At 66.2% G+C, this 16,213-nt stretch carries 14 protein-coding genes and 2 tRNA genes; 4 read left to right on the top strand and 12 right to left on the bottom strand.

The window, feature by feature from the left end; translation table 11 throughout:
- Positions 1-136 precede the first annotated feature (136 nt).
- The 4 genes from EL249_RS09075 (at position 137) to EL249_RS09060 (ending at position 4,214) form a co-directional block, all read left to right on the top strand.
- Positions 137-2,473: a sensor domain-containing phosphodiesterase gene (locus EL249_RS09075; RefSeq protein WP_005672966.1), complete on the top strand. Its 2,337-nt coding sequence runs from the start codon at positions 137-139 to the stop codon at positions 2,471-2,473.
- Between the two features lie 203 nt (positions 2,474-2,676).
- Positions 2,677-2,753, top strand: a tRNA-Pro gene (locus EL249_RS09070).
- Positions 2,754-2,825: 72 nt separating this feature from the next.
- Positions 2,826-3,209, top strand: a complete 384-nt coding sequence (locus EL249_RS09065; RefSeq protein WP_005672967.1) for a hypothetical protein — start codon at positions 2,826-2,828, stop codon at positions 3,207-3,209.
- A gap of 168 nt (positions 3,210-3,377) precedes the next feature.
- On the top strand, positions 3,378-4,214 hold the full coding sequence (locus tag EL249_RS09060; protein WP_005672969.1) for a class I SAM-dependent methyltransferase: 837 nt from the start codon (positions 3,378-3,380) through the stop codon (positions 4,212-4,214).
- A 112-nt stretch (positions 4,215-4,326) separates the two neighbouring features.
- Here the strand turns inward: EL249_RS09060 and EL249_RS09055 are convergent, their stop codons facing one another.
- The 12 genes from EL249_RS09055 to EL249_RS09000 form a co-directional block, all read right to left on the bottom strand.
- Complete coding sequence (locus EL249_RS09055; protein ID WP_005672970.1) at positions 4,327-4,746, bottom strand: MerR family transcriptional regulator; 420 nt, start codon at positions 4,744-4,746, stop codon at positions 4,327-4,329.
- Positions 4,743-5,057 carry an integration host factor subunit alpha gene (locus EL249_RS09050; RefSeq protein ID WP_232002076.1) on the bottom strand — a complete coding sequence of 105 codons (315 nt, stop codon included), beginning with the start codon at positions 5,055-5,057 and terminating at the stop codon, positions 4,743-4,745. Before EL249_RS09050 ends, EL249_RS09055 begins: the two co-directional genes overlap by 4 nt.
- A gap of 123 nt (positions 5,058-5,180) precedes the next feature.
- Complete coding sequence (pheT, locus tag EL249_RS09045) at positions 5,181-7,631, bottom strand: phenylalanine--tRNA ligase subunit beta (RefSeq protein ID WP_005672972.1); 2,451 nt, start codon at positions 7,629-7,631, stop codon at positions 5,181-5,183.
- A gap of 111 nt (positions 7,632-7,742) precedes the next feature.
- Positions 7,743-8,777, bottom strand: coding sequence for a phenylalanine--tRNA ligase subunit alpha (gene pheS, locus EL249_RS09040; RefSeq protein ID WP_005672973.1), 1,035 nt, complete (start codon positions 8,775-8,777; stop codon positions 7,743-7,745).
- A gap of 188 nt (positions 8,778-8,965) precedes the next feature.
- Positions 8,966-9,334, bottom strand: a complete 369-nt coding sequence (gene rplT / locus EL249_RS09035; RefSeq protein WP_005672975.1) for a 50S ribosomal protein L20 — start codon at positions 9,332-9,334, stop codon at positions 8,966-8,968.
- Positions 9,335-9,359: 25 nt separating this feature from the next.
- Entirely contained in the window at positions 9,360-9,557 is a 198-nt protein-coding gene (gene rpmI / locus EL249_RS09030; RefSeq protein ID WP_005672977.1) for a 50S ribosomal protein L35, read from the bottom strand.
- 267 nt (positions 9,558-9,824) lie between these two features.
- Positions 9,825-9,901 (bottom strand) — tRNA-Val (locus EL249_RS09025).
- A gap of 23 nt (positions 9,902-9,924) precedes the next feature.
- Positions 9,925-10,170 carry a hypothetical protein gene (locus tag EL249_RS09020; protein WP_005672978.1) on the bottom strand — a complete coding sequence of 82 codons (246 nt, stop codon included), beginning with the start codon at positions 10,168-10,170 and terminating at the stop codon, positions 9,925-9,927.
- A 17-nt stretch (positions 10,171-10,187) separates the two neighbouring features.
- The gene (locus tag EL249_RS09015; protein WP_005672979.1) at positions 10,188-12,731 is read right to left on the bottom strand and encodes a DUF1631 family protein; all 2,544 of its coding nucleotides are present in this window, start codon (positions 12,729-12,731) and stop codon (positions 10,188-10,190) included.
- Positions 12,732-13,158: 427 nt separating this feature from the next.
- A complete protein-coding gene (locus EL249_RS09010; protein WP_005672981.1) occupies positions 13,159-13,974 on the bottom strand; it encodes a TatD family hydrolase in 816 nt (271 codons plus the stop codon).
- A 12-nt stretch (positions 13,975-13,986) separates the two neighbouring features.
- Positions 13,987-14,745, bottom strand: coding sequence for a lipoprotein-releasing ABC transporter ATP-binding protein LolD (gene lolD, locus EL249_RS09005; RefSeq protein WP_005672982.1), 759 nt, complete (start codon positions 14,743-14,745; stop codon positions 13,987-13,989).
- 50 nt (positions 14,746-14,795) lie between these two features.
- On the bottom strand, positions 14,796-16,100 hold the full coding sequence (locus EL249_RS09000; protein WP_005672984.1) for a lipoprotein-releasing ABC transporter permease subunit: 1,305 nt from the start codon (positions 16,098-16,100) through the stop codon (positions 14,796-14,798).
- Positions 16,101-16,213 lie beyond the last annotated feature (113 nt).

Raw genomic sequence — 16,213 nt, 5'->3', positions numbered from 1 at the left:
CAGAGGTACTCCAGGTTCTGTCCCTTTCCGGAGCTGTCCGGGCGGACGATGTGACGGCTTCACCCGGAAGCCCGCATCGTCCGTCCGCAGGCCCGCAGGCCGGCTCCCGCTTCCCGTGTTTTTCCGAGGAGCCGGTTTGAAGCGCCTGACCGATTTCGAGCATCTTCCCCTGGCGGCATGCTGCCTGGTTGCCGCGGGGCTTGCTGCCGCGCTGTGCGCGCTGGCCCAGCTGGTTTCGGCCGGCTCGGCCTGGAAGCTGCTGATCTGGCCCAGCGCGGCCGTCGGCTTTGCCTTTGCCTGGTACCACGGGCTACGCTGGCTGCCGGTGGCTGCCGCCGGAGCAGGCCTGTGGGCGCTGGCCGCCACGCAGGACCCGCGCTACGCACTCATTCTGGGCGCGGCCTCGATGCTGGGCCCCTGGCAGGCGATCCGCCTGCTGCGCCGTCTGGCGGACTGGAAGCCGCCCGAGTACCGGCTGGACTCGGTCAGCCGCTTCCTGGCCATGAGCCTGCTGGTCTCGGCCCCCATCAACGCCCTGCTCTTCGGCGGCCTCGTCTACACCTTCCAGATTGCCCCACTGCATCAGTACGGTGTTGCCCAGCTGCTGCTGTCGGCCTGGCTGGCCGATGTGCTGGGCATGCTGCTGGTCTGTCCCGCACTGCTGGCCCTGCTGCGCCCGGCGCGGCTGACGGCCGATGAAGAAGAAGTCGCGGCCGATGCAGCCAGTCCGCGCTTCAGCATCCTCACCGTGCTGGTGGTTCTGGGCATTGCGGCGCTGGCCTATGTGCTGCATCGGCTGGGTCAGGGCCACTATGCGGGCCTGGTGCTGTTTGCCGTCTTCGTGCCCATGATCTGGGCCGCGGCCTCGCAGGCCACCGGCCGGGCTGACGCCTACACGCTGCTGCTGGCCGGATTGCCGCTGCTGGCCAGCCGGGCCTACGCCGTCACCGATACCCACGGCGCAGGCTTTGGCGAGACGGTGAGCGTCTCGCTGCTGCTGTGCTGCGCCGTGCTGGCCGCCCAGCTGCTGCAGGCGCTGGCGGCCGATCGCAGCCTGGCCCTGGTGCGAATGTCGCGCCAGGCGCGCCAGGACATGAGCACGGGTCTGCTGAACGACCGCGGCATGATCGCCGAGCTGACTGACCGACTGGCCTCAGCGAACCGGCCTCGCTACGGGCTCATCGGGCTCTACATCAGCAACTACGATGCCATCCACGACCTGTGCGGCACGGTGGAGGCCATGCAGCTGGAACAGGCGACGGCGCAGCTGCTGATCCAGCAGAACGGCACCCAGCTGGCAGCGCGCCTGTCAGCCGGCCGCTACACGATGCTGATCCATGCCGAGACCGTGGCGCAGGTGCGCGCCGTGGCACGCGAGATCTACACGCAACTGAGCGGCCAGGTCTTTCAGACCGAGCATGGCAGCATCCGGCTTCAGTGTCACATCGGCGGGCTGCTGCTGGATCCGAACTCGCAGATCAGCAGCGAGGACTGCCTGTCCGCCCTGTCGGATGCCCAGGCCATTGCCGCCAGCGTGCGCGACCCGCAGCTCTTCGTCGAGCCGCTGTCGCAGACAATGATCGATGCGCGTCGTGCCCACCAGAAGAAGATCGAGCACATCCGCGATGCCATCCGCAATGACCGGATCGAACTCTACGCCCAACCGCTGATCGACCCGGAGGCGCCTTCGCAGATGCGTTCCTACGAGGTGCTGACGCGGCTGCGCGACAAGGACGGTCAGCTGATCCGCCCGCCCGAATTCCTCACGCTGGCCTCACAGGCCCAGATGTCGGTGCCGCTGGACCGCGGCGTGATCCGCCTGGCCTTCGAGTGGCTGGCCGCCAATCCCGAGGCGCTGGCACTGACTTGGAAGTGCTCGATCAACCTGGCCGGCGCCACGATGAGCGACGACACCATCGCCGACTTCATCCGCGAGCAGCGCGCCAACAACGCCATTCCGGCCGCCAAGGTGGTCTTCGAGATCACCGAAAGCGAGGCCATCCGCAACCCGGCGGCCGCCTCCCGCCTGGTGGACGACCTGAAGGCCCAGGGCTTCGGCATCGCGCTGGACGACTTCGGCACCGGCCTGGCCACCTTCGAGTACCTGAAGCGTTTCCCGCTCGACTACCTGAAGATCGACGGCTCCTTCGTGCGCAACCTGATGACCAACCCCATCGACGAGGAGATCATCCTCTCCACCGCACGGGTGGCCAAGCGCCTGAAGCTGCGCACCATCGCCGAACACGTCCACAACGCCGCCATCTACGAGCGTCTGACCGATCTGGGCGTCTCGTACCTGCAGGGCGACTTCTTCGGCAAGGCCATGCCGCTGGCCGAGATGTTCGAGCGCCAGGCCCCGTCCACCGCCCACCTGCGCCAGCCTCCACCGCGGCCGCTGTCTGGTACACCGCTGCCCAGCGCTCCGCCGCCCTCGGTTGGCAACACGGTGGGTGGCGCGTCCGTGCTGCACTGAGGCCTGCCGCCCGGGGACATCAGGGCTTGGTCCCCTGCCTGTCGTCTGTGCTTCCGGGGCCTTTGGGGGCTTCTGCCGACCCTGCTCCTCGCGTGGCCAGACCCGGACAAGCCAGGCATGGCGTGAGCGCAACAGGAAACAACACACAACCGGCCCCAAGGATTTGCGTTTCAGGAAAAGATGCTGTTATACTGTAGGTCTGTCGGGGCGTAGCGCAGTCTGGTAGCGTACTTGCATGGGGTGCAAGGGGTCGAGTGTTCGAATCACTCCGTCCCGACCAAAATTCCCTGAAAGCCGGTTGTTCGCAAGAGCAACCGGCTTTTTTCATGGCCACTCCCTTGCCCGTCTGCGAATGAAGATCACCCTGCAGCGCCCCAGCGGCTTTCTGCGCAACAGCGTGGCCCGCGCACTGTCGCTGACAGTCTTCCTGAATGGCGAGCCCATCGGCAAGCTGGCCACGGGCGAAAGCAAGGTCTTTCCGCTGCCGGATGAAGGCGGCATGCTGCAGGTGGGCATATCCTGGCGGGACGAGGGCCTGGAACCCATCAACCGGGATCCGGATCGGCGCATCTCCGGCTGCTCGATCTCCAGCCAGGGGCTGGCGCTAGGCCCGGCAGACGATGGCGCCACGCTGCGGGCCGTCACGGCAGCCTGGGTCATTCTCGACCCGTTCATGCTGTATATCCTGCCCTGGATACGTCACAGGGTCCTTCAGATCCGGCGAGCCGAGGGCTGATCCGTCTATCCCAAAAGGGAATTTTCCTCTCGTGCAGGACAGAGAACCCCCTTTCTGTGGGCCTCCGGCACCATCAATGGCCGTCACCGTCAATCGGATTGACTATCATTAGCATATCGAGGCAGTACGCACGGTGGCGCACTGCCTGCCAATGAAGGAGGAGTCGCCATGACCGACAAGATCTCTCCTGCCACGGTCAGTGCCCTGTCGGAAACGATGCTGATCCCGCTGTGGGCCAAGGCGGTGGAGCAGCAACAGCCCCAGCCGCTGCTGAAGGACGCTGAAGCGCCACGAATGCTGGCGATGATCGACTACGACTTCGACCGCTTCAAGGGGGCGCGGATGTCACAGCCTGGCTGCTGTGGTCGAGCAGCGCTGATCGACGACGAGGTGCAGGCCTTCATCCGGCAGCACCCCGATGCCGTCGTGGCGCAGATTGGCGCTGGTATTGATGCACGTTTCGAGCGTCTGGGACGACCTGCCATCACCGCCTGGGTGGACATGGACCTGCCCGAGGTGATTGCCCTGCGCCGCAGGCTGCTGCCCGCGTCCACCAACATTTATCTGGAAAGCTCGCTGCTGGACGAGGGCTGGACGGCCACGCTGGCGGCCTATGGCAAGCCGGTACTGCTGGTGCTGGAGGGCGTTCTGATGTACTTCGATCAGGCCCAGGTACAGGCCTTCTTTGCCATGCTTGCGCGCCGACTACCCGGCGTGACCGTCGTTTTCGACATGCTGCCACCCTTCGTGCTGAAGCACGGCAAGCATCACGACGCGCTCAAGCGCATGGGTGGAAGCGCCCCCTCCTTCCAGTGGGCGCTGCGCGAACCGCGGGACATGGAAGGCTGGCAGCCCGGTCTTCGGGTGCAGGTGACAGGACACCTCAGCGAGCGCTGTGGCAAGCGCTATCCGTGGCTGCTTCGAATGATCTACCGGACGAACTGGGGGCGCCGGAACATGGATCAGCGCATCATCCGGGTGGAAGTGGGGGCCATCCCCCATTGAAGCCCTCGCAGGGGCGTCAGGCGTTCGGAAACGCCTGCATGAAGGCTGTGGGGCCCACCATTTCAGGTGGGCCAAAAAGCCGTGAATGGAAGCTGAAGGGAGAGCGGCCGGATCAGGTCGGCGCGTCGCGCAGCAGGTCCAGCGCCACCATCAGGTCCTGGCGGATGGCCTCCACGTCGGACTGACGCAGGCTCAGCGTGATGTCCACCGGCTGGGTGAGTTCCGCTTCCTTCTTGCGGCCGGGCTGGGCCGTTTCCGCCAGGCGGTTGCGGGCTCCGCTGATGGTGAAGCCGTGTTCGTACAGCAGCTCGCGGATGCGGCGGATGAGCAGCACCTCGTGGTGCTGGTAGTAACGGCGGTTGCCGCGCCGCTTCATGGGGCGCAGCTGGGTGAATTCCTGTTCCCAGTAGCGCAGCACGTGGGGCTTGACGCCACACAGCTCGCTCACTTCACCAATGGTGAAGTAGCGCTTGGCCGGAATGGGCGGCAGGATGGTACGGGTTTCGGTGGCCTTGGCGGCAGATGCACTCATGATTCAGTGTGGCCAGAAATGGCGCCAGCGTTCAGCGGCAGCGCGGCGGCCGGACGATGGGGCGCCTCGATCTGGGCCTTCAGCTTCTGGGAAGCGTGGAAGGTGACGACCCGACGCGCCGAGATGGGGATCTCCTCGCCCGTCTTGGGGTTGCGACCCGGGCGCTGCTGCTTGTCGCGCAGCTGGAAGTTGCCGAACCCCGAGAGCTTGACGCTTTCACCGCGGATCAGCGCGGCGCTGATCTCCTCGAAGAAGGTCTCGACCATGTCCTTGGCTTCACGCTTGTTCAGGCCCACGCGCTCGAACAGCATGTCGGCCAGCGCCGCCTTGGTCAGCGTGAAGGCGGGCTTGGCCAGCAGGTCCGCCAGGCTCTGCCCGGCGGCCAGTTCGCCGGATTCGGGTTCCATCGGGTTCTGCGTCATTGTGGAAACAGCTCAGGCACGCAGCCGGGCACTGAACCGTGCCGTCAGCCGCCCGAGGATCAGGGCCACCACGGCCTCGACTTCCTCATCGCTCATCGTCCGGTCAGTATGTTGCATCCAGAGTCGGAAGGCAAGACTTTTCTCCTTATTTTCCAACCCCTTACCGCGATACTGGTCGAAGAGTCGCACATGTCGGACACTGGCGGCAGCCGGCTCGTCGCGCACCACTGCCCGGATTTCGGCCAGGACCTCGGCAGCCGGCACCTGTTCATCCAGCACCACGGCCAGGTCACGGATGGCCGGCGGGAAGCGGCTGTCACGTTGGTAGGAGGCCACAGGGCGCGTCTGCACGGCCGACCAGTCCAGCTCGGCCAGGAAGACCGGGCCCGGCAGGTCCAGCTCATCGATGAGCTGCGGATGCAGCGCCCCGATCCAGCCCACGGGCGTGCCGTCCGGCAGCTGGATGCGCGCCGACTGGCCGGGATGCAGGCCCGGATGGGATGCAGCCACGAACTGCAGGTTCGCTTCGGGGTGTGCGGCTTCCAGGTCGCCCTTCAGGTCGTAGAAGTCCACCGACCGGGTGGCGGCGCCCCACTGCGGATCCAGTGCGCTGCCATGGACCAGCACGCCCAGCTGCACGGGTTGCGCGATGTCAGCCAGTGCCAGCGGGCCAGCGGGTTGCCCCGGGGCCGGCCAGTAGACGCGACCCACCTCGAAGAGGCGCACACGCTCGGCCTTGCGGTTCAGGTTGTGGCGCAGATTGGCCAGCAGCCCGCTCCAGAGCGAGGTGCGCATCACGTCCAGATGCTCGGCGATGGGGTTCTGCACCCGGATGGCATCACCTGCCGGCCGGAAGCGGCGATCGTCGGCGCTGTCGACGAAGCTGAAGTTGATGACTTCCTGGTAGTCGCGCGCGGCCCAGCGGCGCTTGAGCGCCAGCGTGCCCAGCCGTGCCTCGGGAGCCGGGCGCATGGCGATGCGCGCCTGCGGCGGCCGGGTCGGGATGTGTTCATAGCCGTGCAGGCGGATCACCTCCTCGATCAGGTCCTCCTCGATGGCGATGTCGAAGCGCCGCGAAGGCGGCGTGACCTGAAAGACCGTATCCGACGCGCCGTTGCCGGCATCGACAGTCTTCTGCTCGAAGACGAAGCCCAGACGGCGGAAGGCATCGGCGCAGTCGTCGGCCGACAGCGACAGGCCACTGACACGCGCCAGGCGCGACAGGCGCATGGCCACCGGCTTGCGCTCGGGCAGCCCCGTGACCTCGTCGCTGACCGGACCCGCCTGGCCTCCGCAGATCTCCAGCACCAGACGACTCAGGTACTCCAGATGCTCGACCACCGTTTCGGCATCCACGCCGCGCTCGAAGCGCTGGGCGGCATCGGTGGTGAAGTTGTAGCGGCGCGGCCGTCCCATGATGGCGGACGGCCACCAGAAGGCGGCCTCGAGGTAGACATCGGTGGTCTTTTCTGCATCCACCGCACTGCCCTGCCCGCCCATGATGCCGGCCAGGCTCACCGGACCGTCATCATCGCAGACCACGCCCACCGGCAGGCCCTGGGCATCCGGCTCCACCGTCACGGTCTGGTCATTGAGCAGCGCCAGTTTCTCGCCGGCACGGCCCCAACGAACGTGCAGACCGCCCTTCAGGCGTGCCAGATCGAAGATGTGCGTGGGACGGCCCAGTTCCAGCAGCACGTAGTTGGAGATGTCCACCAGCGCCGAGATGGGGCGCTGACCGGCACGTGCCAGTCGCTGCTTCATCCAGTCCGGCGTGGACGCAGATGCATTGACGCCGCGAATGACACGACCGGCAAAGCGTCCGCACAGTGCCGGCTCCTCGATGCGGACCGGCAGGACAGCGTCGCTGGTCACGGCCACGGGGGCGAAGGCAGGTTCCTGCACGGGATGGTTGGCCAGCGCGCCCAGATCGCGCGCCACGCCCAGCACCGACATGCAGTGCGCCAGGTTCGGCGTGAGTTTCAGCTCCAGCACGTCCTCGTCCAGGTCCAGTGCCTGGCGCAGGTCGGTGCCCGGCTTCAGGTCGGCTGACAGCTCCAGGATGCCGCCGTGATCGTCGCCCATGCCCAGCTCACGGCCCGAGCACAGCATGCCGCCGCTTTCCTGACCGCGCATCTTCGTCTTCTTGATGCGGAAATCACCGGGCAGCACGGCGCCGGGCAGCGCGCAGGCCGTCACCAGCCCGGCGCGCGCATTGGGCGCACCGCAGACGATCTGCACCGGCTCGGCCTGGCCCACGTCCACCATGCACACCTGCAGGCGGTCGGCATCCGGATGCTTGGCAGCGCTGACGATGCGCGCGACCACCACGCCGGAGAACGCGGCCGCCACCGGCTCGCGGGACTCCACTTCCATGCCACCCATGGTCAGCAGGTGCTCCAGCGCCGCCCCGTCCACCGGCGGATTGCAATAGTGGCGCAACCATTTCTCGGGAATTCTCATGATCGGATCAACACCTGCTTGGGAAAATCGGAAGGCATGGCCGGTGCGGGCATGACGCGGGCCGTGCACGGAAAAAGGGAAACCCGGCCGATCGGTAGGGCCGGGAGATCATCAGGCGAACTGTCGCAGGAAGCGCAGGTCGTTCTCGTAGAAGAGGCGCAGGTCATCGACGCCATAGCGCAGCATGGCCAGCCGCTCGATGCCCGACCCGAACGCGAAGCCGATGTGCTTCTCGGGATCCAGCCCCAGGTTGCGCACCACGTTGGGATGCACCTGACCCGAACCGGAAACCTCCAGCCAGCGTCCCTTCAGCGGACCGTCGGCAAAGCGCATGTCGATCTCGGCCGAGGGCTCGGTGAACGGGAAGTACGACGGACGGAAGCGCACGTCGATGTCGTCACGCTCGAAGAAGCGATGCAGGAAGTCGGTATAGACGCTCTTCAGGTCGGCAAAGCTGATGTTCTCGTCCACCCACAGGCCTTCGACCTGATGGAACATGGGCGAGTGCGTGGCATCGGAATCCACCCGGTACGTCTTGCCCGGCACGATGACCTTCAGCGGCGCCTGGTTCATCCGCGCATAGCGCACCTGCATCGGGCTGGTGTGCGTGCGCAGTACCAGCGGCTGGACCGAGGCATCGGCGTGGCTGCCCGCAGGCCGCTCGATGTAGAAGGTGTCGGCCATCGACCGCGCAGGGTGATTGGGCGGAATGTTGAGCGCCGTGAAGTTGAAGTAGTCTTCCTCGATCTCGGGACCATCCGCCACGTCGAAACCGATGGAGCGGAAGATCTGCTCGACCCGCTCGATGGTGAGCGTGACCGGATGCAGGCCACCCGTGGCCGCTCCCCGGCCAGGCAGCGACACGTCCAGCCGCTCGGAAGCCAGCCGCTGGGCCAGCCGTTCGGCACGGATTGCCTCGATGCGGGCGTTGAGCTGCGCCTCGATGCGCTGCTTGACCTGGTTGAGCGCCTTGCCACGCTCGGCCTTCTCGGCTCCGGTCAGCGAAGCCAGTCCCTTGAGCAGCGCGGTCAGTGCACCACTCTTGCCCAGGAAGGCCGCCTTGGCATCTGCCAGCCCGGCCTCGTCGGCCACGGCGTCAAAACGGGCGCGGGCCTCTTCGACCAGCTTCTCCAGATCATTCATCATTGCTTGCGCTTCCTGTCCAGAAACATGTGTAGAACTGCCATCAGCGACCGCCCAAAAGCAAACGGGGACCGATACTCCGGCACCGGCTCGGTGCGGCTATCGATCCCCGTCGGTGACCCGGCAAGGTGCCGGATACCCCTCGTCTTCAGGCCTCAGGACATCCGGCAGTGTCGGTCAACCGCAGTGCCTCAGGCCGCAGCGGTACCCAGCGTCGACTTGACCTGCTCGACGATGGCGCTGAAGGCCGGCTTGTCGTTGACGGCCAGCTCGGCCAGAACCTTGCGGTCCAGCGCGATCTCGGCCTTCAGCAGACCGCTCATGAACACGCTGTAGGTCAGGCCATGCTCTCGCACGGCGGCGTTGATACGGGTGATCCAGAGGGCGCGGAAGACGCGCTTGCGATTGCGGCGGTCACGGTAGGCATATTGCCCAGCCCGCATGACCGCTTCCTTGGCGATGCGGTATACGTTCTTGCGACGACCGCGATAGCCTTTGGCCTGGTCGATGACTTTCTTGTGACGGGCCCGTGCGGTAACCCCTCTCTTGACTCGTGGCATGTTGGTACTCCGGTTCGGTCAGGTTTCAGGCGTAGGGCATCATCGCGTGGATGCTGCGGGTATCTGCCTCATGGACATCAACCGCACCACGCAGGTGGCGTTTGACCTTGGTGGTCTTCTTCGTGAGGATGTGACGCTTGTAGGCCTGACCGCGCTTCACGGTACCGCCCGGACGAACGCGAAACCGCTTGGACGCGCTCTTCTTGGTTTTCATCTTGGGCATGACTTTTTCTCAAGATAGCTTCTGCGCCCGATCGAGGTGGCCAGCTGGCAGAGCCGGCACTTCCATGACCCGCCCGACGTTCAGAAGTAAGCTTTGGATGATAACACGTCCGGCGCCGTATCTGTGAATGCGCTGCAAAGGGCCACCCAACTGTCGACGCCTGCAACGATGCAGCGCGGCCTAGCCGATCAAAGGCCATGGCGTACAGGGGGCCGAAAAAAGAAAAACGGGTTGCAGGCGTAAAGCTTGCAACCCGTTTCAGGTATCTGGTAGGCGCGATTGGATTCGAACCAACGACCCCCACCATGTCAAGGTGGTGCTCTAACCAACTGAGCTACGCGCCTGCTGTCGTGCAGTGAAGCTGCGATTATAAGAGGTATTCCATGAAATGCAAGCGTTCCACGGAAAATTTTTCTTGCAGGCTTTCCGCGTCCGCCTCGACGGCCTGCCGGGGCTGCAGCAGACGCGGCAGAGGCCGCGCCGTTGCTGCCACGGCATCCGCCCCTTCCAGAGCGCCTCCCAGAAGGAGTCCTGCCGATGTGCGCCCTTGGACAGGCGTGCGCACCTGCCCGATCCCGCCTTTCGACGGGATCCCTCGGTTCAGAAGTGCCATGGTGCTTTTGCCTGTGCTTACCAGACGAAGTACAGCCGCCCCTGACGGGCCCGCTTGACCAGCGAGGCAACCTCGCGCGTCATGATGCGCTGGCCCGGGGCCAGCAGGAGCAGCGCCATGGTGCGACGCTCATTCAGCCACACCACCTTGGCGTAGTCCACCCGGCCACTGCGGCTGATCAGCTCCAGCCACCGCCCCGGCTGCATGGCGGCGGCAAAGCGCTCGACCGGCAGGTTGAAACGGCGCGGCGCGTTGGGCAGGTCATCCATGCGGGTGCTGCGGATGAGGGCCTGAAGCTTTTCGCGGGCAGCCGCCGCACTGATCGGGTCATGCGCCGTGAGGGTCCGCGGCACCGTGGTGGAGGTTGCCGGCGGCATGCCCTGATGGGCCGGCTGTGCAGCAGGCGCCGGCATGGACGGCACGGAAGCCGGCTGCGACGGGTGCAGGATGGTCGTGTACGGTTGCGAGGAATAGTCCTCGACCGGCGTGGGACGCGGTGCCTGGCGCCAGGCATCAGGCTCAGCCTTGTCAAAGGCAGGCCGGGGGGCATAGTGGTGCCGGGCGGTTTCGGCCTGCCGGGCATCCAGCACTGCCACATGCCCTGCCCCGCGCTCCTGGCCACCAGCCGACGCTGCCCCCACGTTGGCGGACGCCTGAACCGTGCCAGCGGCCTGGGCGTGCGCCTGGGAAGCGTCCATCGCGCCTGAAGCCAGTGCCACCTCCGGCGTGGGAGATTCGGCCTCGCGTGCAATGAGGGTGACCGCCGAGCCTTCTTCGCCCTGCATGCGGCGCAGGTGGATGATGAAGATCTCGTCGAAGAAGGTGCGGAAGCTCTCGGGCCGTGCGCCCACTTCGCGGATGCCGATGGTGAGCATGTTCAGCATCGGCGGGATGCTCTGCACCAGCTCGGCACGGGCATGGGGATCCGCGCCTTCCTGGCCCAGCGTCCAGAGCAGATCGTCCACCACTTTCAGGGCCAGACGATAGGACTGGCTGTCGGTGCCGTCGCGCAGCACGGCCGTGCGCAGGTGGCGCAGCCACACGTCGTACAGGAAGGTGCGCACCGAGGCCGGCACCCGGCTGCTGCCCAGGCGATGGTCCAGCAACCGGCGGATGTCCTCGGAGACGGTCTTCTCGCGGGCCGCCGACGGACGATGGGCAAAGTCGCGCCGATTGCGCTGGCGCCGCTGCTGGCGGGTGGAGCTGCGACGGCTACGCGACAGGCTCGAGAGCAGTCGACGCATGCCGTCCGTGGCGCGCTGGTACTCGTGGTCGACCTGGGCCGTGAGCACCTGGCTGCGGATGTGGAAGGCGTGAGCCACGATCTCGACCGCACGCACGATGGTCTGCAGGCGCTGGTAGAGCGGCTTGTCGGGCCGCATCTCATCCGGATAGCTGACGGCAATGGCGGCCAGCTGTTCGATGAGGCGGCGCACCGAGCGGGAGTCGTCGCTGAGGTAGCCGGCATCGAGGCTGGCCAGCGTGATGGCGGGCACCTGCAGGCGCCAGAGCAGGATGCGTGCCCCCTCGGGCAGGCGCTTGTCAGCGGTGGCGTAGTCGAACAGCGTGCCCACCAGATCGATGACGGCCAGCACCGCGGTGTCGCCCCCGGCCGCGATGATCTGCTGGCGGATCTTCTGGAAGAAGCGGGTACGGGCCTCCTGGCTGAACGGGGCCACCTGATGCTGTTGCGCAAACGCGACGGCATCGCGCTCGATCTCCTCGACTTGCGGGAGGCGCGTTGCGTTGCGGTGGGCAGCCAGGCGGGGATGCCTGGTCGACAGGGGATTGGCGGCCATGACGGCAGAGGCGCGAATGTCGTTCAGTACCTGGTGAGAGGCGTGTTTGACGAAGCTGTTTCTGAGATCTTCGGTTGGAAAGATACCAGTATAGGGTTCTGCGTGTTGGGTTTGAGTCGAAACAAGGGCGCCTTCCCGATGCTCCCCACCCTTTTGCCCCCCCATGGACAGCTGCAGACTGGCGGCCTGTTGTGCTGCCAGCACACCGCTGCGGCGCAGCTCGGCATCGCAATCAGCCAGCAGCCGGGCCAGCGGGAAGACAGCCTGCGACAGGATGATGGGCCGCAGGTGCAGCGAGATGGGCTGCAGGTGGGTGAAGGGTTCCAGCGCGAGGATGAAGGCCATGGCCAGCGCGCGGGCTCCCAGCGGGTGCTGGTCGTCACGCAGCTGGATCTGTGCCAGGCTCTCCAGGCGGCGCAGATAATACAGGTAGGAGCCCCCGAATGCCGAACGCATGCCGTTGGCCAGCTCGCGCGCCAGGATCTGTTCCAGCAGGCCGACATCGCTGGCAGGCTCGGGCACGCCCAGGTCGGTGATGGTGGACGGCAGCGAGGACTCTTCGGCCAGACCGTTCAGGTCCAGGCCCACGAAGTTCTCAAGGGCGATCTCGGCCCGAACGGCGGCTTCTTCCCGCAACCGTCGTGCGGTGTCGGTCAGCTTGGCCGCGACGTTGGTGTCCAGCCCGTCGGCTGCGTGCGTCAGCAGCGCGTCGGCAATGTCGGGCAGGAGCTTGAAGACCACGGTACCGAAGCGATCTGCCATGGTTTCATGCAGTCGCGGATACAGGGATGGATCGATGCTGGAGGACACGAGCTTGCCTCTGGAATCAGGATACTGCCGTCAAAAGGAGGAGGACCGGCGCGGCACTGCCGTGAAGCACGGGGCCGAATCGGTGGCCTGGCCATGCATGGACAGGCACATGCCGGTCGCGTAATCAACGGGCATCTTATGAGCGGCAGGGAAAGGCAGCTGTGACGAAAGTAACGCTGGTTTTTCGTGTTTGACCGACACGGGCGGCGGAAATCAGCCGACAGGCGGCATCATGGCTGGATCGGGCAGACAGAAGACTCGCACCCCGCTCATCCGGTCTGTCGAGCAGGTTGTTCGCGTTCCTGTCGATTTGTCATCAGATCGATGTCCGGTTTTTCGACGCCCGGTGTGGTGACGACGCGTTGAGGCCAGGTCGGCCTCAGTCCGATCCGATGTCGGCCGATGTTTCCGTCCCGGGCGCTCGCAGTGCCGGCAGCACCCGCGCGGCATTGGCGGTAGTGAGTTCTGCCACGGCCTCCAATGAGAGCCCGCGCAGTTCTGCCAGCACCTGGGCGATGCGCGCCAGCTCGGCCGGCTGGTTGCGCCCCGGATGGACCCAGGCGGGCGAGATGTCGGGTGCATCGGTCTCCAGCACCAGGCTTTCGGCCGGCAGGCTGGCGGCCAGGCGGCGGATGTTGCGGGCGCGATCGAAGGTCATGGCCCCACCGAAGCCGATGGCCATGCCCAGACCGATGAGATGCTGGGCCTGCTGCGGGCTGCCGTTGAAGGCATGGGCAATGCCACTGGGGGGGCGGAAGCGTCGCAGCTGCTTGGTGACGGCATCGACCGAGCGACGGGTATGCAGGATGACGGGCAATCCGAACTCGGCTGCCAGCCGTACCTGCGCCTCGAACACCGTCTGCTGGCGTGCGGGATCGAGACCGGGCACGAAGTAGTCCAGCCCGATCTCGCCGATGCCGACAAAGCGCGGGTGGTCCCGCACGGCCATGACGCGCTGGCGCAGGTGCTCCAGGTCCTCGGGACCGGCATCATTCACATAGAGCGGATGCAGCCCCAGGGCGAACCAGACATCGGCTTCACGCTCGGCCAGCGCCTGCACCGTGTCCCAGTTGCGGCGGAACACGGCCGGCACGACGATGGCACCCAGACCCGCCTGACGGGCCGCGGCGATGACGGCGTCGCGGTCTTCGTCGAACTCGGGCGCATCCAGGTGACAGTGGGTATCGATCAGCACCGCCCGCCTCCGTCAGACGCCCGCGTCGACCAGCATGCCGTCGCGCAGCGTCACGCGCCGGTCGGCACGGGCAGCCAGATCCAGGTCATGGGTGACGATGACCACGGCTGTGCCCAGTTGACGTGCCAGGCCATGTAGCAGGCCAAAGACACTGGCAGCAGTCTGGGCATCGAGATTGCCGGTAGGCTCGTCGGCCAGCACGCAGCAGGGTCGGGTCACCAGTGCGCGAGCCAGTGCAACGCGCTGGCGTTCACCGCCTGACAGCTCGCCGGGCCGGTGCTCGCCCCGCTCCGCCAGACCCACCAGACCCAGCATCAGACGAGCCGCCTCCTGGGCTTCACCACGGGGCCGCCCACGGATCAGCAGCGGCATGGCCACGTTCTCGATGGCGGAGAACTCGCCCAGCAGGTGATGGAACTGGTAGACAAAACCCAGCTTGTGATTGCGCAGCTGCCCCCGGGCCGTTTCCGAGAGCGCATCCAGACGCTGTCCGGCCACGGCCACCCAGCCGGCATCGGGCTGATCCAGCCCGCCCAGCAGGTGCAGCAGCGTGCTCTTGCCCGAGCCCGAGGCCCCGACGATGGCCACCACCTCACCGGGCGCCACGGTGAAGTCGACGTGCTTCAGGATGGTGAGCTGGCGTGCGCCCTGGTCGTAGTGCTTCCTGAGCCCCTGGCACTGCAGCACGGGTTGGGAGGCCCCATTCGGCGCGCGGGTCGCACCGTCATGACGGGCAGAAGCGGTTTCGGCATGGGCGCCCGCAGGGGACATGCCGGCAGCCGTCGTGTCCGGTCGAGCGCCGGCGGAAGGTGTCGTGGAACTCATTCGTAGCGAAGGGCCTCGGCAGGACGCACGGCGGCAGCCCGCAGGCTGGGATAGATGGTGGCCAGCAGCGCCAGCACACAGGAGATCAGGGCCACCCAGCTCACGTCCTCCAGACGCAGGTCACTGGGCAGTTCGGAAATGACATAGATGCCCGGCGGCAGCAGCCGCACCCCGAGCATCTGCTCGAAGGCGCCCACCACCGGACCGAGGTTGAGCGAGACCAGCACGCCCAGCGCCACCCCGGTGAAGGTGCCCAGCAGGCCCACCAGTGAGCCCTGCACCATGAAGATGGACAGGATGGAGCGCGACGAGGCGCCCAGCGTGCGCAGGATGGCGATGTCGGCTCGCTTGTCGGTCACGGTCATCACCAGCATGGACACCAGGTTGAACGCGGCCACCGCGATGATCAGCGCCAGGATGATGAACATCATGCGCTTTTCCACCTGCACGGCCGCAAACCACACCCGGTTCTCCAGCGACCAGTCACGTACCTGGTAGCCGTCCCCCAGCTCGGCACCCAGCTGCTGGCCGATCTCGGGAGCCCGCTGCATGTCGTCCAGCCGCAGCCGCAGGCCCATGGCGCCACCGGTGCGGAAGAAGGTGGCGGCGTCGTCCAGGTTGGCCAGGATCAGCGTGCTGTCGTACTCATAGTGGCCGGACTCGAAGATGCCGCGCACGGTGAACTGCTTCATCCGCGGCACCACACCGGCCGGGCTGACCGTGCCCTGCGGTGCGATCAGCGCCAGTCGATCGCCCTCAATCAGGCCCAGCTGGTTGGCCAGCACACGCCCGATGACGATGCCGAAGCTGCCTGGCGTGAGCGCGGACAGGCTGCCTTCGACCACCTGCCCCGCCATGTCGGAAACCTGCGGCTCAATGGCCGGCACGATGCCGCGCACCAGTGCACCGCGCACCGTCTGGTTACGGGAAATGACGACCTGCCCGGACACGAAGGGTGCGGCCCCCGTGACGTGGTCGTGGCCACGCAGCTTCTCGGCCAGCGGCTGCCAGTTCAGCGGACCATCGACGTGGTAGACCTCCACATGCGAGAGCACCGACAGCATCCGGTCGCGGACTTCCTTCTGGAAGCCGTTCATCACCGACATGACAATGATGAGTGCCGCCACGCCCAGCGCAATGCCGGCCACCGACAACGTCGAAATGAAGGAGATGAAGCCGTTCTTCTTGCCTGCGCGCTTGCCACTTCGGGTGTAGCGCAGGCCGACGAACCATTCAAAGGGTGAAAGCAACGGGGAAACTCCGGAATGAAACGGGGGGACCTGGAAGGCGTGGGCAGACATTCAGTCCCGCCCCGGCCTTCCAGGAGACCGGGACTGGCAGTTTGCCACAGCTGGCGCTTCCGCACCCGGGCACCACGTCCCGGCCGGGGTGCACGCACAAGGCCAGCCAGCGA

Source organism: Lautropia mirabilis (assembly GCF_900637555.1).
Classification (GTDB): Bacteria; Pseudomonadota; Gammaproteobacteria; order Burkholderiales; family Burkholderiaceae_E; genus Lautropia; species Lautropia mirabilis.
This window is presented reverse-complemented; position numbering and strand designations above follow the sequence as displayed.